At 58.4% G+C, this 20,448-nt stretch carries 13 protein-coding genes and 1 pseudogene; 9 read left to right on the top strand and 5 right to left on the bottom strand.

Annotation, left to right across the window (positions count from 1 at the left end; genetic code table 11):
* Positions 1 to 14: 14 nt before the first annotated feature.
* From QS713_RS01165 to QS713_RS01175, 3 genes and pseudogenes are all read right to left on the bottom strand, one after another.
* The gene (locus QS713_RS01165) at positions 15 to 1,406 is read right to left on the bottom strand and encodes an NAD-dependent succinate-semialdehyde dehydrogenase (RefSeq protein WP_313271770.1); all 1,392 of its coding nucleotides are present in this window, start codon (positions 1,404 to 1,406) and stop codon (positions 15 to 17) included.
* Between the two features lie 141 nt (positions 1,407 to 1,547).
* Complete coding sequence (locus QS713_RS01170; protein WP_313271771.1) at positions 1,548 to 3,833, bottom strand: DUF6541 family protein; 2,286 nt, start codon at positions 3,831 to 3,833, stop codon at positions 1,548 to 1,550.
* Between the two features lie 218 nt (positions 3,834 to 4,051).
* A pseudogene (locus tag QS713_RS01175) lies at positions 4,052 to 4,711 on the bottom strand (DedA family protein); the annotation flags it as partial.
* Positions 4,712 to 4,885: 174 nt separating this feature from the next.
* On the opposite strand from QS713_RS01175, the gene QS713_RS01180 reads away from it, so the two are divergent.
* The 6 genes from QS713_RS01180 to QS713_RS01205 all read left to right on the top strand — a co-directional run bounded on the left by QS713_RS01180 (position 4,886) and on the right by QS713_RS01205 (position 11,972).
* Positions 4,886 to 7,441 carry a flippase-like domain-containing protein gene (locus QS713_RS01180; RefSeq protein ID WP_313271773.1) on the top strand — a complete coding sequence of 852 codons (2,556 nt, stop codon included), beginning with the start codon at positions 4,886 to 4,888 and terminating at the stop codon, positions 7,439 to 7,441.
* Positions 7,442 to 7,662: 221 nt separating this feature from the next.
* The gene (locus tag QS713_RS01185; RefSeq protein ID WP_313271775.1) at positions 7,663 to 8,508 is read left to right on the top strand and encodes a DsbA family protein; all 846 of its coding nucleotides are present in this window, start codon (positions 7,663 to 7,665) and stop codon (positions 8,506 to 8,508) included.
* A gap of 9 nt (positions 8,509 to 8,517) precedes the next feature.
* Entirely contained in the window at positions 8,518 to 9,471 is a 954-nt protein-coding gene (locus QS713_RS01190) for a cytochrome c biogenesis CcdA family protein (RefSeq protein WP_313271777.1), read from the top strand.
* Positions 9,458 to 10,276 (top strand): hypothetical protein, encoded by an 819-nt coding sequence (locus QS713_RS01195; protein WP_313271779.1) that lies wholly within the window; start codon positions 9,458 to 9,460, stop codon positions 10,274 to 10,276. The genes QS713_RS01190 and QS713_RS01195 overlap by 14 nt, the downstream gene beginning before the upstream one ends.
* Before the next feature lie 189 nt (positions 10,277 to 10,465).
* The gene (locus QS713_RS01200) at positions 10,466 to 11,608 is read left to right on the top strand and encodes an amidase domain-containing protein (protein ID WP_313271781.1); all 1,143 of its coding nucleotides are present in this window, start codon (positions 10,466 to 10,468) and stop codon (positions 11,606 to 11,608) included.
* Positions 11,592 to 11,972: a hypothetical protein gene (locus QS713_RS01205; protein WP_313271783.1), complete on the top strand. Its 381-nt coding sequence runs from the start codon at positions 11,592 to 11,594 to the stop codon at positions 11,970 to 11,972. The genes QS713_RS01200 and QS713_RS01205 overlap by 17 nt, the downstream gene beginning before the upstream one ends.
* Before the next feature lie 179 nt (positions 11,973 to 12,151).
* Here the strand turns inward: QS713_RS01205 and hemQ are convergent, their stop codons facing one another.
* Both hemQ and QS713_RS01215 read right to left on the bottom strand, forming a co-directional pair.
* Entirely contained in the window at positions 12,152 to 14,053 is a 1,902-nt protein-coding gene (gene hemQ, locus QS713_RS01210) for a hydrogen peroxide-dependent heme synthase (protein WP_313271785.1), read from the bottom strand.
* Positions 14,050 to 15,399 carry a glutamyl-tRNA reductase gene (locus tag QS713_RS01215; protein ID WP_313273691.1) on the bottom strand — a complete coding sequence of 450 codons (1,350 nt, stop codon included), beginning with the start codon at positions 15,397 to 15,399 and terminating at the stop codon, positions 14,050 to 14,052. The genes hemQ and QS713_RS01215 overlap by 4 nt, the downstream gene beginning before the upstream one ends.
* A gap of 207 nt (positions 15,400 to 15,606) precedes the next feature.
* Between QS713_RS01215 and hemE the strand changes: the two genes are divergently transcribed.
* Genes hemE through hemC form a run of 3 tightly spaced genes read left to right on the top strand, consistent with a single transcriptional unit; the run spans position 15,607 to position 20,415 of the window.
* Positions 15,607 to 16,788, top strand: coding sequence for a uroporphyrinogen decarboxylase (gene hemE / locus QS713_RS01220; protein WP_313271787.1), 1,182 nt, complete (start codon positions 15,607 to 15,609; stop codon positions 16,786 to 16,788).
* Positions 16,785 to 18,350, top strand: a complete 1,566-nt coding sequence (locus QS713_RS01225; RefSeq protein ID WP_313271789.1) for a protoporphyrinogen/coproporphyrinogen oxidase — start codon at positions 16,785 to 16,787, stop codon at positions 18,348 to 18,350. The genes hemE and QS713_RS01225 overlap by 4 nt, the downstream gene beginning before the upstream one ends.
* A complete protein-coding gene (hemC, locus tag QS713_RS01230) occupies positions 18,343 to 20,415 on the top strand; it encodes a hydroxymethylbilane synthase (protein WP_313271790.1) in 2,073 nt (690 codons plus the stop codon). The genes QS713_RS01225 and hemC overlap by 8 nt, the downstream gene beginning before the upstream one ends.
* Positions 20,416 to 20,448: the final 33 nt, after the last annotated feature.

The raw sequence follows: 20,448 nt of genomic DNA on the forward strand, positions 1-20,448 counted from the left end.
CCTATCAGCGTTGTTTAGAACTCACTGTCGATCCCGGCGTTCACCACTAGTTTCGTGTTAACAAACTCGTGGATACCAAGATCAATGAGTTCGTGGCCGTAACCGGAGTTCTTCACTCCACCAAACGGAATGTCAGAGCCCACACCAGTTGGATGGTTAATGAAGATCATGCCGGTATCCAGTTTCCGTGCCACCTCTTTACCATGCTCCTCATCAGATGTGAACACGGAACCACCCAAGCCGAACGGCGAATCGTTAGCCAACTCAATGGCTTCCGCCTCATCCTTAACCCGGTACAACTGCGAAACCGGACCAAAGTACTCATGCGAATACGCGTACGTACCCGGTTTAATGCCCGTCAAAATCGTGGGCTGCACAAAGAACCCCTGCTCTGGAACCGGATCCCCCAGCTCCTCCGCAGTAGCCCCCTCTGCCTTCGCCTTCTCAATCTGCTCCAGCAGCTTCTTCTTCGCATCCGCCGAAGACAAGGGCGAAAGCTGAGTCTGCGGATCCATCGGATCACCCGCCCGCAGCTTCGCTACGCCCTCACGGTATTTCTCAACGAACTCGTCATAAACCTCATCAACAATAATCATCCGCTTAGACGCCGCACACACCTGGCCCGCGTTCCAATGGCGGCCAAACACAGCCCACTCCACGGTCTTATCAATATCCGCATCAGCAAGCACAATAAATGCGTCCGCACCACCAAGTTCCAACGTGGACTTCTTGAGGTACTTACCAGCCAACGACGCAATCGCAGCACCAGCACCCTCAGACCCCGTCAACGCAACCCCGCGCACACGTGGATCTGAAATCACCAGCTCCGACTGCTCGTGAGCCAAATACAGGTTCGTGAATCCACCTTCAACCAACCCGGCCTCACGGAACAAATCTTCAAATGCCTGCGAACTCTGCGGCACAATCGACGCGTGCTTCAAAACCACCACGTTACCGGCCATCAACTGTGGCGCCGCCACCCGCACAATCTGGTAAGCCGGGAAGTTCCAGGGTTCAACAATAAAAATAATGCCCTGCGGTTCGTAAACCAACTGGCAATTCCCTTTACCGTACTTCTCGGACTCCAACGTGCGTGGCTCCAAATACTTCGCGCCGTTCTTCACATAGTCCTCAAGCATGCCAATGCAGATATCTAACTCCGCCTCGGCCTCGGGCAAAACCTTACCCATCTCCAAAGTAATGATTTTCGCCAAATCCGTTTTCTTATCACGAATCAGATCCGCAGCCTTTTGCAAAACCTTACCGCGATCTTCCAAACTCGTATCACGCCAACTCTTGAACGCCTCGTGCGCCTTATCCAAAGCCGCTTTAACCTCATTGTCGGTAGCGGTATCAAATTCTTTGACGACCTCGCCGGTGTAAGGGTTCGTGGTCTTATAAGCCATTTCGGCTACCTCCCTAATATTTGAACATCAGCGCTCTCACGCCACTTCTCACCTGGGAAAATGCCGTCCACACTGAGGCGGTCCCAGGGACTCCCACGCTACCACTTAGGACCTTAGTCCGCATGAGGAAGCTTCCCCTAACTACAACCCGCACGCCGTTATTCGATACAACGTACTTTCACCCGCTTGAGCTACAACCTCAAACCCTTTGGAAGTATCCACCCCGTAGAAACCCGGCCACTTTTTCGACCGGGGCGTCGAATAATAATTCCTATCTGGTGACTCAAAAAAGTAGCGCACATCCATCTTCCGCAATGCCGCGCACACCGCCTGGTCCGAGTGGATATTCTTAAACCCAGACACCAAATGCCGCACCTGTTTATCGGGTTCAGTAATAGACAGTTGAGGGAACAGCACCCGGTTACCGCCCAGCGCCTGGAAATACACCGTGCCCTGCGACGGATCCCCAATCACCGCCCCATCCAGCTTCGCGGACCGCGCCAACTGCAGTTCCTGCGCCGACGCCATCCCTGCCTTACCAAGATTCTGAGGGTCATAAACCGTGCGCAGCGCCGCCACACGCGTATCAAACGACAGTACGCACACCAGTGCCACAACCACCGGAACTGCAACCGCCATCCAGCGCCGCCCCCGCGCGCGGGCAACGCACCAGCGCCACGCACTGTGCACCCCAAGAGCAGCGAGCGGCACCACAACCACCATCATCGCGCCCGCAATCCGCCGCCCATCCGTGTACCAGGGGCCCGCGAGGAACCTCAGGCCAAAATCTGGGGCATTCGCCAAGAACAACAAGAATGCGAACACCAGCCACGACCCCGCTAACCAACGCGGCCCCACTGTGGCGAAATCGCGTGTAATTGGGCGGCGGCACAATGCGCGCAACCCCAGTGCGATCAACGCAACGAGGCCCGCAGAGTACAGCACGTACCCAACTGTGGTTGGAAACGGTGGGGCGGGCATGAACGGGCGGATCAGGGCGGCACCCCACGAGTGGTCGCGGGCAAACGAACCAACAGAGCGGGTCAGCGGGCTCATCGCCAACCCCGCGAGCGCCCCCACCAGCACTAGAATCACGGCAGCGAGCCCGCCGGCGACACCACGTGCCCCACGCTGCCAAGCCGACCGGATCCGAGTGATAAACCACGCGACCACCGGGACAACAACCACCGCGAACGCGTTAAAGAAACTAATCGGATGCAGCCCAACCGCACCCACCGCAGCCACCAGCCACACCGCCAGCAGCGCCACCACGGAACGCAGCGGGGCCGGGGTTTGCACACCATTTGCTACTTGCCCAGAGGGAAAATCACCTGGAAGCGAATCACCTGACGCCAACCCACCTGGAAGCAAATCACCTGACGCCAACCCACCTGGAAGCGAATCACCTGACGCTAAATCACTGGGCGGCAGATTACCGCGGGAGGCGCTGGAGCGCGTTTTGTTATGGAGGCTTCCCTTTTCGCTAGGCGTCGCCTTGCTGGCACGGATTATCCGGGTCTCCACTCGGCCGGCCAGTATGCGTCCCAAGTGCACGGACACGGTAATCAGTGCAGGCAGCATCGCGATCGAAAACGCGTTCGGCCACTGCGCGTACATAGAGATGAAATCCGCGGGAAAAGACATGGCAAACCCGGCCAGTACAATCCCGATCAGCTGGGCGCGGCGCGGCAACCGCAGCTGCTGCAGCAACGCCGCCATCCCCACTACCCAGCACACCACTAGCACAACGCTGGACGCATTCACGGCCTGTGCCACTCCCGTGCCTTGCCCCAGCGGGGTGAACAGCGCGGTGAACGCATGCCACCCGTCTGGATAATACGTGTTTGAGGGGTCATGGCCCATCATCGGGTCTAACGCGCCGATGGGGAACGCCTCATGAGTTTTCGAAACCGTGTAAACCGCGTTCAAGTGGAACGACGGATCCCACTGCTGCAGCGGGTTACGGGCATCCACCACCCAGTACAAGGGGACTAATCCGCCGGCCACCCCAAGTCCTACCGCCACCGCCTGCAGCCAGCCAAACGTCCACTTTCCATTTAAAGCTTGCGCCTGGCCGTTACATGGGATTTGCGCCTCGCCGTCTCGCCGGGATTGCGTTTGGTTTTTGCTTGAGGTTCGTGCCCAAGCGGCGCCCAAAATAGCCAGCACACCTAAAGAGGTGAATACAAGCGTGGGGCGCCAGAGTCCCTCATGGGAATTTATGCCCAAAGAATTTGCTAGCGAACCTAAACCGAGCGGTGAAAGCCGCGAAAAAACCGCGGTCAAAACCGTGATGAACCCAAACGAAATCAGCGGCGCCACCGCAAGCGCAAACAAGGGACCCTGGTTCGCCGCGTGGCTGCGCACCCACCCGCCCTGCGCCACCAACACCACGAACATGAGCGCCGGCAGCCACAACAGAATCATGCGCGATCCCCCTCATTCGCATCCTGTTTCGAAGCACCCGAGCTGGAAGCGTCCGAGGTGGAAATGTCCCGGCGGGAAGCACCCGGGGTGGACGCGTCCAAATCGGAAGCGGGCACGTTCGAAGCACCCGGGCGGGAAGCACCCGAGGTGGAAACGTCCCCGCGGTAAATGTCCGACGTGGAAACGTCCGGGCGGGAAGCACCCGAGCGGGAAACGTCTTTTTTCTTTTCACGCGCGCGGTGCAGCAGAAACTCAACGAGCATGGGAAGGAGGGACACGAATACGATCACCAGGATAATTACGGACAGGTTGTCGTGGATGAACTGCACGCCCCCAAGTGCGGCGCCCAGGACGGTCAGGCCCGAACCCCACAGCAGGGCCCCCACCAGGTTCCACAGCAAAAACCGTACGTGGTGGTACCGCGCCATCCCCGCAACGAGCGGCACAAATGTGCGCACAAACGGGACGAACCGGCCAATCACCAGCGCGCGCCCACCGTAGCGGGCAAAGAAGTTCTCTGCCTGCACTAAATACTCTGTTTTTAAGATCCGCGCGTCGTCTTTAAACAACCTGCGGCCAAACCGCGCTCCCAACCAGTACCCCACCTGGGAACCCGCGAGCGCACACACGCCAATCACCGCCACCAAGCTCCACAGGTGCAACCCCAGCTGCTCGTGCAGCAGTCCAGCGGAAAACACTAGTGAATCCCCGGGCAGCACGGGGAACAGGACGCCCGATTCGATAAACACAATCAGCGCCACACCCGCCAGTACCCACGGGCCCAACGCGAGCAGCAGCGACTCTGGGTCTTTGAACCAGTTAATGAACGATTCCAACCACTGCGGCAAATACGCCAACGCGGCAGCCAGTGCAGTCACCTTGGACCTCCAGTTCGTGCGGTAAACGATTCAACAGTTAAACATCTCTAAGCCTAAACGGTGCGCGCGCGTTTGCTCTTGAAAGAATCGGTGTGCTTGCACACTTGCACACACCCTGGCGGCACTAGGTCGTGGTGTTCTCACGATCCCGCGTGTTTGCGTAAGCTGGAAACCATGAGCTCCACGTCCCCTTCTGCGCTAACAGCGGTGTCGCGGCTTTCCCAACCCGTGTTAGTGTCCGACCGGATTAATGGGCGTGCTCGCCGCGCAGAAGACGCGTTCGACTTCACGTTGTGTGTGCTTGGGATTAGCTCGCTATTACTGTTGAGCACGTACGCGCATTCCACCACCGCCGCTGTTGCGCAAGATGTGCGGTCCGCGCTCACCGATGTGCTCCACCAGATCCTGCTTCTGCCCATCACGTTCGTAGAATCCGCGTTCATCCTCATTGCGCCCGTTGCAATCGTGGGGTACCTGCTGTTGAAAAGTCGGTTTCCACTTATTCTTGAGGCGGTAGCGGCCTCCGTAGTCACGGTCGCCATCTGTACTCTTTTGCAAGTATTCGCCCAGTACCTGCCCGCTTGGCTGCTGGGGCGCCTACTGGTTTCTTCCCAGACCGGCACGCGCGTGGCGATCGACGCGATGGCAGCGACCATGGCAACTCTTCTGACTGTTTCGGGTGAATCTAACCGCAACCGGATGATCCGCTACTCCTGGTTCGCGCTTTTTACGTTCACATCTATTCACGTTCTGCGCTCTACCCTACCGCTGTCGGGCGCGTTGATTTCCGTGCTGCTCGGCCGCCTCGTGGGAGTTGCCACGCGCTGGATAATGGGGGTCACAGAAAGCGATGAGCGCCTAACCGACCTGGTTGATGCCCTCCTCGGAATCGGAATTGTCCCCACCCAGATTGTGCGCACGGACCTGGATACGACCGAACGTCCCCTAGCTACTTTTGAAATTCATGAGGTCCCGCGCGAACGCTCCGTGTGGAACGCTCCGTTCCTACCGCTGGGCTGCAAACAGGTGGAATCGCAAGAACCTCGGGTGGTGAACGTGGAGGTACCTAGCTTGCGGCGCAGTGACGCGAACCTGCATTACGCGTGCTGGGACGAAGCGGGAAACATGTACGAACTACTGGTGCTAGACCCCGATGCCCGCGTGTACTCACTGCTGAAAGACCTGTGGAACAACCTGCGGCTGCGCGGCCTTTCGCGCGCACTCACCACCTCCACCACCGCGATGATGGAACGCGAAGCCCTCGTCAAGATCGCAGCGCACAAAGCGGGGGTCGCCACCCCCGCTGTGCTGGGGCTCGGCGCCTCCGGAGCGCTGGCAGTCACCGTGCAGCAACGCGTCCCGGGGCTGCGTCCCCTCACCGAAATCCCAAACGAAGAACTGGACGACACCGCAATAGTGGGCCTGTACGCGGAACTGAAAACCGCGCACGAACAAGGGGTTACGCACCGGGTGATCGACCAGAATTCGCTTGCGTTCGACGAGTCGAATAAACCGTGGCTACTTAACTGGGAAGACGGGAACGTCGCCGCCTCCTCCCTGAGTCAACGCATCGACATCGCGCAACTAGTGACCGCACTGTCCCTCAAAATAGGTGCGGAACGGGCTGTCACACTAGCGCAGCAAGTGTTTGGGGAAAAAACCATCACATTCGCCTCCCCCGCGCTTCAACCCGCGATCCTGCCCACCAGTACGCGCAAGGCACTGCGGGAAAACCGGGAAATGCTCACCGAACTGCGCTCCCACATGACCGGTGAGGTGGCCGAAGAGGAAGTACCGACCCTCAACCTGCAACGATTCTCCATGCGCACGGTTGCAATCACCATCATCGGAGTGATCGCCCTGTGGGTACTGCTCGGTTCCCTCAACTTCCAATCCGTCATCAAAGCCGTGTCGAACGCGAACCCGTGGTGGATAATCGTGGCGGTAATCGCCTCGCTCGTCACCTACCTGGGGGCAGCGATCCCCCTCAAAGCGTTCTCCCCAGAAAAAATCTCTCTGCGCGAAGCCACGCTCGTACAGGTCGCAGCCTCAATCGTTACGATGGTGGCACCCGCCGGAGTTGGGCCCGCCGCTCTGAACCTGCGGTTCTTAAACAAGCGTCGCGTAGACACCCCGGTTGGGATTGCGACCGTGGCGCTCGTGCAAGTGTCTCAACTGGTTATCACCATCACCGCCCTATTGTTCATCGTGATCTTCACAGGGCGTTCCGCCACCTTCGACATCGAAACCTCCACGATTGTTTGGGTGGTGGTCGTCGTGTGCCTCATAACGATCGCAATCACCGCTGTGCCGCGTATCCGCACGTGGATTTGGAGCAAAATCGAACCCACGTGGAACCAAATGTGGAGCCGGCTCGTGTGGATCGTCAGCGAACCCCGCCGCCTGATCATGGGCATATTAGGGAACCTGCTGAATGTCGCCGCATTCGTCACCACGTTCGGTGCGTGCCTCGCCGCGTTCAACTACTCACTGGACGTAACAACGCTAACGGTCACGTACCTGGCTTCGAACTCACTGGGCTCCGTAGTGCCCTCCCCCGGTGGGGTTGGCCCAGTGGAAGCAACCCTCACCGCAGGCCTAACCGTCGTGGGGGTACCTGGTGGGATCGCGATCTCCACCGCCCTGCTGTACCGCCTCGTCACCTTCTACGGCCGCGCGCCACTCGGGTGGATCGCCCTGCGTATCCTCCAAAAACGCGACCTCGTGTGAACCTCACTGACGGAAACGGACGCGGGTTAAACGCGCGGCGGAACCAGATGGGTTACCCAACGGGCGCTTAGTCAAATGCGGGCGCTCCAAAAAGCAGTCGCGCGGCGAAACCGGGCGGGCTGCCTGCATAACCGGGCAGACTTTGAAACCGGGCGGGCGCCTCACACGCCCACAGGCATCTTGCTTTCAAAAGGCTTGGGCACATGTGAGATGCTTTTTCTATGGGAAAATCACAAGACACGCGACCTAACAAGCCGGGTACATCGAGTAAAGGTAATCGGGCCCTGAAGATTCTGATCGCAGCTGCCGCCGTCGCCTTGGTGCTAGTGATCGCGTTCTATGCAACTAAGTCGTGGAATAGTGATTCGCAAGAGGGTGCGGCCCCAACCGGTGAGAACACGGCGCCGCAAGATTCCCAATCGGACTCGGGCAAGGCACAGCAGAGTGAGGGCGCGATCGAAGATGAGTACGCGCAAACTCCTCCGGATACAAATATTCAGCAAGTACTACAGCAGCAAGCGCATCGGGAAGAAGGTGACCCGCGAGCCCTCGGGCCAGTGGATGCGCCCGTGGTGATGGTGATGATGGAAGACTACTCGTGCCCAATGTGCACCAAGTTTTTTCACGAAACTTTCCCGGCTTTGAAAAAGCTAACGGATGAGGGGAAGTTGCGCCTAGAGTTTCGCAACAACGTGATTTTCCGCAACTACGGTTCTGACATCGCGGCGTACGGTGGGCAGGCTGCGGCGAACCAGGGGCATTTCTGGCAGTTCGTGCAGCACGCGTACTCCGTGGCAGGTAACGGCCACCCCGAGTACACGCGCGACACCGTGTTAGAAATCGCCCAGGCCAGTGGAATTAAAGATATGCAGAAGTTTGAGGCCGATTTAGACTCGGCGCAAACCAAGCAGACCGTGGAGTTAGAAACCCAGAAAGCCCAGCAGGAACTGAACATTCTATCCACCCCGTTCAGTGCGATTAACAAAACTTACATTTCTGGTGCCTACCCCACGCAGTACTTCTTGAATACCATTAAGAAGCAGGCTGAAGAGGCTTCCACGAAGTAGGGGGCAAGTATGGAAATCGGCTATTTAGCAGCGTTTCTTGGTGGTGTGTTAACCCTGGTGGCACCGTGTTCCGCGCTCTTGCTACCCGCATTTTTCGCGTACGCGTTCACATCCCCGCGGGTTTTGGTTTCCCGCACGTTCGCCCTGCTGCTTGGGATCCTGGCGGTCACGGTTCCGATGGGTGCGTTTGCAGCAACGATCGGTGGTTTTATTCGCAGTCACACGGCAACAATCGCCACTGTGTTGGGCGTGCTGGTTCTGCTGTTCGGTATAGCCCACGCGTTCGCCGTTTCGCTCCCCACCCCAGCGGTGGCGTCGCGGTTGATGGCGCGGGGCACAAAACGTTCCGCAAACAAGGCTCCGTCTGTTTTGGCAGTGTTCGCCTTGGGCGCAGGTTACTCGCTGGCTGCCATTGGCTGCTCCGGCCCCATTTTGGGAGCAGTGCTTGCCGGCGCCGCGTGGGGTGGTTCCACGATTACTGGTATGGCGCTCATGGTTTGTTTCAGTTTGGGAATGGCCCTGCCAATCGGCGTGTTGGCGTGGGCGTGGGAAGCATTCGACATCGCTCAAAAAGGGTGGTTACGCCCCCGGCCCGTGCAGGTACTGGGGCGGTCAACCACGTGGCTTAACCTAATTTCCGGGACCATTTTCGCCCTCCTCGGACTGGTCCTCATTTTTACGGGCGGGCAAATTAACCTGCCGAGTCTGCTGGATTCTTCCACGCAGGTTGCTTGGGAAACACGCATTCTCGCAGTCAGTAAAGCCGTTCCCCCCTGGGTTTTCCCTGCTTTACTTGCCTTGTTAGCCACCTATTTAATCGTGAGGCTGTGGGGCAAACACTCCGCCCGCAAACAAACCCAAGCTGCCTTAGAAGAAACTACGCGCTCAGATAGGCCCGGTGAAGTTACTGCGGCCTCCACCACTCAATCCAGACTGGAAGATAGTTCTGATGCGGCTGAGTAAGAAGCGGGGACTAGCGCGGTTTTGCACGGAGTTCGCCGCTATTCTTGCCGTTTTACTGGTCTTCGGGGTGGCGGGGCACTTCGCGGCCGTACATTTGCTTTCAAAAGACATTCCAGCGCTGGCGAAACTGCATTACTGGCAGCCAGCACTGTTTGAAATCTCCGTTCCCGTGTTCGTCTCCGCTTTGATGGCGCGCGCTTGGTTACGCCGATCCCGACTGTCTTACGTCACGTGGACGGAACCGGAATACGTTCCTCCCTCTAAAGGCGGGCGAGCCCCCACGTACGCTCCCCCGTTGGACACCGATGATGACGTGCGGTTCGGCTCCGCCCTGTCCGCAGAACCCGAACCGTTCTACGACTTGCATATTCAACCGCGGATTTCGCGCCTATGGTGGCTGATGGGTGTGCTGACGGTGCTGGGGATAATCATCATCATCGCGTATGCACTGAACGAGTCCGACATTTCCACCAGCGAGTTCACCGTCGGGTTCCTCACTGCCGCAGTTTGGGCGGGATCACAAGAGTACGTATTGCGTGGCTTCGTCGTCGCCCGGGCACGCACGTTCATTCGCCGTGACCACTGGGTGGCGCTGGTAGTTATGCTCGCGTCCACCCTGTGCATACTACCCCTAGCTCTAACTGCCCGCACACACACCTACATGATCGTCGTCGCCCTTTCCGGGCCGATCACCGGGGTGCTCCTATTTTCACTGCGCCGCATGTTCAACACACTGTGGGCACCCATCACCGCCCAGTTCCTGTTTATCCTCACCTTCTTCGTCCTCCTAAGCCCCTACAAATAGGCGGGTGCCAGAAAACTATTCACCCGCCACCCCATCGCTAGTCCTTTCGTCGTACTTCCTTGGAGTTTTAGTGAGAAGGTGACGATCTGGTGGAAAACTCTTGTCAGGTCGATAACGATCTTGTACTCTTCTAGAGAGCACTTTCGCTTCTATAGTATCCGACAATGAAGTCATGTTAGGAGTATCAATATGGGGACCACTAAACATATGCATTTTGGGTCATTGTTTTTTGTGTTTACTACTATGTTAGCGACTAGTTCACTACCAACCGCATTCGCAGATTCGGGTGAGAAACCTCCGCTCAATCCCCAGGTGCTAGCGCAAGTCGCAACACAAGAATTTCAGGCGGATGCCTCAATCTTGGTTCATGGATATGGGCTTGACAACTCCCCGCATAAGATTGACAGAAGAAGCGCTGAGCGCAATAGTGTTGGGAATGAACGCTTTGAACAGGCAGTTGAGCGGTATCGTAAAGAGCTTGCAGGCATGGGAGAAACCTATTGTGATTCGCGCACTAACACTGTTATTAATTCAACCACTCAACAACGTAATGGATCTGTTAAAGCTATTGTAACCGAAACGACGTATCTGACAATCTGTTCTAGTAGCACCGAGACGGGTTATGAGACCCATCATGCGCTCACCTTCTCTCCTCTACCGGGAGGTAAATGGGAGATTGTTAAGGATCAGTACTTGGAACCAACTGGATTGCTACCACTTGAGCAGGCTCAATCCCTAGTTGATGCTAATGCAGAGAGTTTCGATGACGCAAGGACGCGGATGAGCTTAGAAGGTGCCACTCCCGCATCTACTAACCGTCTGGATGAGGCAAACAAGCAGGTGAAAGAGACGTTTCGTGCGAAAGGATATAACTATGCAGCCATGGCCAGTTATCTTGAGAGATATTGGAACAAATATAATCCTGCGTATCGATCGTTCACGGGCAGTGGCGGAGACTGCACAAACTTTGTCAGTCAAGCTTTAAGAGCAGGTGGTTGGAAAGATAAACCCGGTTGGTTTCGAAATGCCAACTACTGGTGGTACTCAAGCTTTAATCAGAGTAGGTCTTGGACCAGCGTAGAATATTGGGCAACTTTTGCGCGCAATAGTGGACGTACATCTATGCTGTCAAACGTATGGCAACTACGAAAAGGTGATGTACTCCAGGTTAAGCCTAAAAATTCGAATCAAAAGATTCACACGATGATGGTTTCGTATTACAGCAACGGCGTACCTTACTTCACATACCACAGCGCTAATCGCTACCGCCGTAGCTTGAACCAGGTTCTTCTGGATTGGAAAGGAGGGGTGTTCTATGCATACAGAACCTAATCGAAGTGCGATCTACTGGAAGCTAATACTGGTAGCTACAGTAGTTTTGACTCTACTAGCTACGGCATGGTTTGTAAGGTTCTCAAACCGCTCTGAAGCAGAAGTGCAGAACCTGGCAAACAAAACAGTTTCTACTATTAATAAGAAGAACTACGAACAACTCGAACGGATTCTCAATAATCCTGTTGCGACACAGACGCTTAGAAATGAAGTCGAAAACAAACACGTTCATCTTGGGCAGGTAGAAGAAACAGATCCACATTCTGGTTTCTTTACTGTGCTTGTGCCTGATAGCACACACAAAGAAGTATTCATCTACGTGACTAAGAATGAGTCTGGATCCTGGTGGGCTAGCATTCCTTAGCGACACCAAGGACCTCATACTTCCGGGTGTGCCACACATTCATTCAACAGCACTGAAGTAGAACTAACCCAGTAGTTTAGGTGTGATTTTTGCCAGCATGTGTCTTCGACCTGCAATTTAGAAAGCGGTGGCGCTAGCGTATACTAGCACCACCGCCTTTGGATTTAACGAACTGGTGGTTAGCGTGCGATCCAGTCTTTTAGTTCCATGCGGCGCCCAGTGTAGAACGGCGTGTCAATCCGCGTGTACAAGCGGGCTTCAACCTCACGCTGTTTACGAAGCACGCCCATAACTCGATCTAGTGAGTCCGCTTCCAGGGTGATCATCCACTCGTAGTCACCCAACGCGAAACTAGCGAGCGTGGAGATCTTCACGTCCAAGAAGTCACGCCCGTTCATGCCGTGTTCACGCAAAATCGCGCGGCGCTTATTCGGGTTCAGGTAGTACCAGTCCAGGGACCGCACAAACGGGTACACCGCACACCACTCGCGTGGGGCTGAACCATCGATAGCAGCCGGTAGGTGCGCAGCATCGAACTCAGCGGGAATGTGGGCCGCGAAGTTGTTCCACACCGGTTCCAGCGACTGCCCCAACTGTGAATCCAGCAGCGCCCGGTACGCTTTTTGAATCTTCTTTGCCTCGTCCGCGTAGAACCAAACCATCAGGTCCGCGTCCGCACGGAAACCTTCCACATTGTAGAACCCGCGCACCGTCACACCGTGTGCCGCGATCACATCCTCTACTTCTTTCGCCAGTTCAGTTGCGTTTTCCGCGTCGTATTCACGCATGTCCGCGAACGCGGTGAACAAGAAATAGTGGTCTTTAGCGTTAACCTCGTCGGCACTTACCTTGTGGTCACGCGGATCCGCCGGCCCCGCCTGGTGCCCAGTGGGATGTGCTTCATGAGGATGCCCGCCCGGGTGCCCACCCGGATGGGAGCCAGCGTGTCCATGTGGATGTCCAGTTGTCATCGTTTCCTCTTTCGTTATTTCTTGTGATATTGCATGAGGGATCGCAGCGCCCGGGCGTTCCACGCAGCATGCATCCACATCTGCGTCGTGCCACGAATGGCCAGTGAGGCGCGGGTCCATCCCGGAGCGGGCGTGGGCGGCGCGGGCCTCCAGCACTTGCGCTAACGTTTCAACAAACAGGGGGTGGGTACCTGCGGTAGCGGCGCGGGTGAACGCTAACCCGTGTTCTCGCGCGGTTTGCGCAGCTTCCGTATCCAGGTCGTGAACCACCTCCATGTGGTCTTGCACGAACCCAATCGGGGCAACACACACCCCGTCCACACCACTGTTGGCGCACGTGGTGATTGCGTCGTTCACATCCGGTTCCAACCACGGCACAAACGCGGGTCCGGAACGGGAGCAGTACACGAGTTCCCACTTCGGTTCGAACTCCAAGTGCGGCAGTAATGCGTTAATGTGCTCCACGTGCTGTTCAACATAGTTGTGTCCAGGTAGCCCCGAGGCCGCGTTCATCCCGTTTGGAATCGAATGGGTTACCAGCAGCAGCCGCGGGTTCTGCACCCCCTGGTCGAGCAGTTCCTTCCAGGCGGCAGATACGGATTGTGCGTTCGTCTCCACCAATCCTGGCTGGTCATAGTAAAGCGGGGCGCGTTCAACCTGAAGGTCCCTGGCCCCCACCACCCCTTCTTCAATGAGGTCTTGGCGGGCCTGCCACACGTCCTCACGGTACTGCCGGCACCCGGAATAACTGGCGAACGCGGCGGTGGGCAGCATGAGGATGCGGCGGTGTCCCGCGTGAATCATCCGCCGGAGCGTGTCTTTAAAAAATGGGTGCCAGTTACGGTTCGCTAAATACACACGCCGGGTGGACCCTCGGGAAGAAAGCGTATTCTGAAGTGCTTCCACAAGCTCGTTATTCCGCGCAATAATGGGGCTAACCCCGTTGTAAGAACGGTAGTGAACCGCAACTTCTTCTAACCGCTCATCAGGTACCCCACGGCCTTTCGTGGCGTTGCGCATAAACGGAAGCACTGCCGCTGGCCCGTCGGGCCCACCGTAGGAACACAGCAGTACCGCATCGTAGGGCGAAAGGGGGTCGGTGTTAGTCAAGCGCTCTCCTTAACGGCGTCTAAAATCTGCTTCGAAGCGGATTCAGTCTCGGTTGGTGTTTCAGTGCTGCCCACTGGTTTACGCGCTTGCGCTCGTGAAACCTCTGGCGTCTCGGAACCCACGCCCGTGAGCATGCGCACCGCCTGCATAAACTGCCCCGCCTGCCCGTGCGCACTGGCGGTGTGCGCCGCGGTGGTGTGCTGATGCAAAATTTTGCGTGCCATCCGATTCAACGCTTTCTCCACGTCGTCGGGCCGCAGTGGCCGTTCCGGGAGGCGCCGCATCTGCTCATCCACCAAGGTGCGCATGTAATTATCGAGTGCGTGTATGGTTGGCCCCAGTTGGCGCGCATTTTCTTTCCTGAGGTACCCGCGTACCTCCTCAGAAACAATTTGCCGGGCCCGTTCGGTGCGCTCTGGAGCTAAATCTGGCACCAGGCTCCGCACGGTTTCTAAGTCAATCAGCGTGATGCCATCGAACTGCGCTACTTGCGGGTCCACATCCCGCACAACCGCGAGGTCGAGGACGACGAATCGGTGGTGCCCATCGCGCACGTGGGTGGCGACGTGCTCAGTGGTGACGGTGGGGCTGCCCAAGCCGCGGCAAGAAACAATCAGGTCGGTGTGCGCCAGGGCGTCTTGCAGCTGTTCGTCACTGGTCACGGCGGTGAGGCCTCGGCCGTGAGCGAAAGATTTAGCTCGGCCGGTGCGTGAATGCACGTAAATGTTGCGGCACCCGCGGTCAATCAGGTTCGTTACGGTCGCGCCGGCGTACGAACCGGTGCCGAACATGGTTACCGTCACGTCCGACCATGCGGGCAGGAGGCTCGCCGCGTGGTCTAAAGCCACAGACGCAACCGAGCGGCCCATGCCTGACAGCCCAGTTTCTCGCTCCACAATGCGTGCGGTCTGCAATGCCCAGTTAATCGCGGATGTGGTGGCACCAGATGTGGTGTGGTTTCGTTCTGCCCGCCGCAGGGCGTGACGCAGCTGACCGGTGATCTCCCGCTCTCCCACCACCATGGATTCCAATCCGCACGCCAGGGTGCACAGGTGCTCGATAACTGCGTCCCCCTCAAAGGTGCGGGCGCGTTCGCCCGCAAACGGAGTCCCCACCAGCGGGTCGGCCAGCAGTTCCGCAATCCCGGCCTCAGCACCACTTTCTGGGGCCGCGTCGGCGTCGCAGTCAACGAGGATTTCAATGCGGTTACAGGTGGCGAGCACAACGGCGCCCCGCACCCCCGGGATCTGCCGCAGGGTTACTTCCAGATCATCCTGAGCCAGGGGGCTGAGTCTTTCGATCACGTCCAGGGCGTGGTCGCGGTGGTTGAAACTGAAAACTTTCATAGTCACAATGCCTTCATCAAACCACGATTTAACGCATTTTTCTCAACACTCAAACCCGTTTTATGTGACATGCCGTCACCTCATGTTTATATGACAGAGTGTCATTGCGGATGCGGGGTTTTGAGGCTCGCGCAAGGTTGCGCAAAGACCTTTGTTTTGATGCATAATCCGTAGGAGATAGGAGTTTTGTCTTCAGAAAGGCGTTTCGTGGCATCGAATATTCTCACCGCTCTGTCGGGCCGGCGCCCCAGCCGCGTTCCCGTTTGGTTCATGCGTCAAGCGGGTCGATCTTTACCGGAGTACCGAGCGTTGCGAGAAGGAATTAGTATGCTCGAGTCTTGCCTAATTCCGGAGGTCGCGGCGCAGATCACCCTGCAACCCGTGCGGCGTCATGACGTGGATGCCGCGATTTTCTTTTCTGACATTATGGTGCCGCTACGGCTCGCGGGGGTGGGGGTAGAGATCCAACCTGGGGTTGGCCCGGTACTGGACCATCCGGTGCGCACGGAAGCGGATGTGGACAATCTGCCTGCCCCGCAGTTAGAGGATCCGCAAGCGATTGCGCAGGCCGTGCAGATTGTGCGCGGCGAACTGGCTGATGATAAAGCGTTCCTGGGGTTCGCGGGAGCACCGTTTACGCTCGCGGCCTACATGGTGGAAGGCAGGCCTTCGAAAGATCATTTAGCGGCCCGCGCCCTGATGGTCCAAGCGCCGCATTTGTGGGATCGGTTGATGCGCTGGTGCGCGCGGGTTTCGAACGCGTTTTTGAACGTGCAGATTGAGGCGGGTGTGAACGCGGTGCAGCTTTTTGACTCGTGGGCCGGGTCTTTATCACGCGCCACGTATGAAAAATACGTGTGGCCGTATTCGCGCCTCACGCTAGAAAATATTGAGGTCCCAAAAATCCACTTTGGAACGAATACGGACCGGGTGTTGGACCTGATGGGCCGCGGTGTTCAGGCAGTGGGGGTGGATCACCGTGTTCCTCTTGACGAGGCGGCGAAGAAAGTCCCTGGGATGGTGTTGCAGGGAAACGTGGATCCGGCAATGCTGTTTGCTGGCACGCAGAACTTGAATGCGCATGCACTAGACGTACTGGCGCGCGGGTTGGCGGCTCCGGCGCACATTTTTAACCTGGGGCACGGCGTCCCCCCCAATGCTGATCCGGGGGTACTGACGCAACTGGTGGCGTACGCGCACAGTTTAAACCCGCAAGAAATTGAACAGGCGGCAGCGGAACTGGAACTGGCCTTGGCGGAAATGGAACCGGAACGGACCGCAGCAGCGGAACCCAAGATCGCCTCAACCGCAAAAGAACTGGACCCCGCTTCAGCGCCACAGCGGGCTGCGAATCGGATCCACGGATCACACTTCGAGGAGGAAGAATGAGCATGCAAGCAGATATCGTAATCGTCGGTGGTGGTCTGGCGGGCATGACGGCCGCGTATGAAGCCACCAAGCAGGGACTGCGCCCGGTGGTGGTTGAGACGCGCGGCCGGCCCGGAGGGTTGATTGCGTCTGCAAAACTAGCGGGCGTGCCGTTCGATATTGGGGCGGAATCGTGGGCGACGCGTTCCCCCGCTGTGGGCGAGCTGGTGGATGAGCTCGGCTTAGAAACGTGCGCTCCCACGGGGCGGTCTTGGATTTACAACCAGGCTTTAGGCAAGACCTATCCTATTCCTGAGGGGTCCTTGGGTTTACCGGCTGATATTGATGCGCCAGAAGTGCTCACCGCGATTGGGGAAAGCGGGGTGGCACGGGCGAAACAGGACCTCACGATGGACCCAAAGGTGGGAGCGGACTGTGAGGATATGGAATCGCTCGTGACCACGCGGCTTGGCGAAGCGGTGGCACGTCACCTGGTGGAACCGGTTGCGGGTGGGATCCACACGAACACTCTAGACCGCCTGGCGGTAGACACCACGGTGCCGGGCCTGCGGATCGGACTTAAGGAAACCGGGTCGCTACTGGCCGCAACCGCGCGGATTGCCCAGGCGAACCCGGGGCCGAAGGTGGCGCAAACCTACGGGGGGATGTTCCGGCTGATTGAAGCCCTCCAGGCGGAAGTGGTGGCCCGCGGCGGCAACGTGCTCACCCGACACGCGGTACCCGCGCTGCATGCGAATGCCGCCCAAGGTTCCGCAGGCACGGGGCAAACCTCGGCTAGCGCAGGCCAAGACCGTTCGAGCGCAAGCGAAGACCAGGCGGACGTCGCAGAAGATGCGCTTTGGACCGTTGATGTGCAGGCCACTGAACGTGGGGCAGATCCGGCGGCGGACCCGGTGCCCACTGGTGAAGTGCAGCAGATCCACACGGACCGGTTGGTCGTGGCCCTGCCCGGTCCGCACGCCATGCAGCTTCTGTCGCAAGCACTTAAGATCACTGCGTGGGAGCTGCCGTTGGGCGCACCGATTGCCCACCAGGTCCTCATGCTACAAGCCCCGGAACTAGACGCCGGCCCACGCGGCTCAGGCCTGCTAATCACCCCGGTGGAAGGGTCGCAGCAAACCAAGGATCCGACGGAGCCGCCGGTAACGGGCGCTAAAACAAGCCGCATTATTGGGGCGAAAGCGGTTTCGCACCTGTCGTACAAGTGGGGATGGATGCGCGAAGTGCTCCCCGCTGGCCGACACCTGCTGCGGGTTTCGTACGGGCGGGCGGATGAGCCGTACCCGCAGCCGACGGTGGAGGGCGCGCTCGCGGATGTGAACCAAGCGATGGGCGTGAACATTTCGCCCGACGCAGTGGTGGGGTCGATGCTGGTGCGGTGGGATGGGCAGTTGGCGCCACAAACCCCGACGCACCGCGCGTACGTGGCGCGATTGCAGCAGGAGTTGGAGGACTACCAGGGGCTGGCTGTGTGCGGCGCGTGGGTGGCTGGATCTGGGTTCGCGGCCGTGGTCCCGGCTTCGTGCGCAGCAGTGCAGGGGCTGGTGAATCCGCGTGGTTGAGATCCGGTTGGGCACCCGCAAGTCTGAGCTTGCCCGCACGCAAAGTGGTTTGATCGCAGCCGCACTTGAGCAGTTGGGGGCGCGCGTCACCCTCACTCCTATTCATACCCAGGGGGATGTGACGGCGCAGTCGCTGTCGAAACTCGGTGGCGTGGGGGTTTTCGCGGCGGCGTTGCGCTTGGCGCTGCTGTCTGGTGAGTGCGACATTGCGGTGCATTCGTTCAAAGATTTGCCGACCGCACCCGTGCCCGGATTGGTGATTGCAGCCGTGCCACCGCGAGCGGACCGCGCCGACGTGCTGGTAACTGCCACTGGTTTAGCGCTAGCGGATTTGCCGGCGGGGGCGCGCGTGGGGACGGGGAGTCCGCGCCGTGCAGCGGCATTGTTAGCGGCCCGCCCCGACCTGCAGATTGTGGATATTCGGGGCAATGTGGGCACGCGGTTGTCGCGGGTTCGCGGGGTGGGGCAGCCCGGTGATTTAGATGCGGTGGTGCTTGCCCGCGCTGGTTTGGTGCGGTTGGATTCGAAGTGGGCGTCCAGCCCGGTTTTGGAATCCATCCCCGCCCCAGCGCAGGGGGCGTTAGCGGTTGAGGCACGAGCGGACTCGCCGCTTCTGGACCTGCTCGGAAAACTGGATGATCCCCGTGCCAGAATGGAGGCCGTGGCGGAACGCGCTGTGTTGGAGGGACTGCAGGCGGGTTGTGCGGCGCCGGTTGGTGCGCGCGCACACGCTTCTTCGACCACCTTGACGTTGGAGGCCCAAGTGCTTTCCACCGATGGTTCGCAACGGGTATCCCGCGTGCTTTCCACGTCTTTGCCGGATGCGGATTTGCCCGATACTGATTTGTCCGATGCTGATTTACCGCATACTGGTGAGCTGGGTAATGGTGAGCCAGTTAATGATGAGCCGGCCCACCAACTGGGGTTAGACATGGCCTCGCAGTTGTTAGCTGCAGGGGCAGGGGAAATAACTGACCTGTCTGCCACCAAAACCCGCGCCAGTCACAGTGCCCCCACCCACGCCAGTCACAGCGCCCCCGCCCAAAATATTAAGAGCGCCTCCACCCAAAACACTAAGAACGCCCCCGCTCGAACCGACACGACACCTGATTGTGCCGCTACTGTGGCACCAACCGCTAGCGTTTATGAACCTCCGACCGTCCATTCCGCGGGACCGTCGGACTTTGACGAACCCGAGCAACAGCGTTGGGGTGGACGGACGGCTCCGGATGTGGATCGTTCGGACGCTCCTCTTACGGGCAGGAGCGTGTTTATTCCCCGTTCGGGCGCAGATAACCTCAGTGCGGCCTTGCGCGCAGCGGGTGCGCACGTGCACGCCCACGCGCTCACCCGCACCGAACTAGACACTAATCCCCTCCCCTATTTAATAACGGGAGCTTTTGACTGGGTGGTGTTCACTTCTAAACGGACAGTTAAGGCATTCGCTGCTTTCGCGTCCGCAGATTCGCCCACTACCGTGCAGTATGCAGACCAGCCGGATTATGCGCCGCTACGGGAGGTGTGGCGGCAGGCGCGCGCGTCTTCGCTGCACGGGTTCCGCGTGGCTGCACTTGGGCAAAGTACCGCAAACGAGCTGCGGAAAGTGGGGATTGAAATAGATTTTGAGGTCGTAGAAAAGGTCACTGCCGAGGAGTTCTGCCACCAGTTCACGTCCGCACCCCCTGATTTCACGCGGCATCCGCACGTGTGGGTTCCCGCGTCCGCTAAGGCCCGGCACGTAATTAAAGACGAGCTCACCCGCAAGGGGTGGGTGGTGGATCAGACCCCGGTGTACGACACGGTTGCGGTTACTTCCGTACCCACGGAGGTAAGCACGGGGTGGACCATGGGCATGTTCGATGCGGTCGCGTTCACCGCCGCGTCGAATGCGCAGGCGGCTGCGAACTTGTTAGGCCCACTGCCTGACTCTTCCCGGGTGGTCACGTTTGGCCCGCCTAGTGCCCGCGCCGCGCAGTCCGCTGGGTTCAGGGTGGATGCGGTTGCACAGACACAAACAGCAGCTGGTTTAGTCGCTGCAGTCGAGCAAGCTTTTCACAAACACTAGAGGTGCATGGACGTTCACGAGCCCACCACCGGT

Origin of the sequence: Gleimia hominis (assembly GCF_032085515.1) — a bacterium.
Lineage (GTDB): Bacteria > Actinomycetota > Actinomycetes > Actinomycetales > Actinomycetaceae > Gleimia > Gleimia hominis.

Coding starts and splice junctions, on each gene's coding strand:
- QS713_RS01215 (WP_313273691.1), bottom strand. CDS start 15,399: ATGAAAGTTTTCAGTTTCAACCACCGCGACCACGCCCTGGACGTGATC.
- QS713_RS01165 (WP_313271770.1), bottom strand. CDS start 1,406: ATGGCTTATAAGACCACGAACCCTTACACCGGCGAGGTCGTCAAAGAA.
- QS713_RS01185 (WP_313271775.1), top strand. CDS start 7,663: ATGGGAAAATCACAAGACACGCGACCTAACAAGCCGGGTACATCGAGT.
- QS713_RS01195 (WP_313271779.1), top strand. CDS start 9,458: ATGCGGCTGAGTAAGAAGCGGGGACTAGCGCGGTTTTGCACGGAGTTC.
- QS713_RS01225 (WP_313271789.1), top strand. CDS start 16,785: ATGAGCATGCAAGCAGATATCGTAATCGTCGGTGGTGGTCTGGCGGGC.
- QS713_RS01180 (WP_313271773.1), top strand. CDS start 4,886: ATGAGCTCCACGTCCCCTTCTGCGCTAACAGCGGTGTCGCGGCTTTCC.
- QS713_RS01205 (WP_313271783.1), top strand. CDS start 11,592: ATGCATACAGAACCTAATCGAAGTGCGATCTACTGGAAGCTAATACTG.
- QS713_RS01170 (WP_313271771.1), bottom strand. CDS start 3,833: ATGATTCTGTTGTGGCTGCCGGCGCTCATGTTCGTGGTGTTGGTGGCG.
- QS713_RS01200 (WP_313271781.1), top strand. CDS start 10,466: ATGGGGACCACTAAACATATGCATTTTGGGTCATTGTTTTTTGTGTTT.
- QS713_RS01190 (WP_313271777.1), top strand. CDS start 8,518: ATGGAAATCGGCTATTTAGCAGCGTTTCTTGGTGGTGTGTTAACCCTG.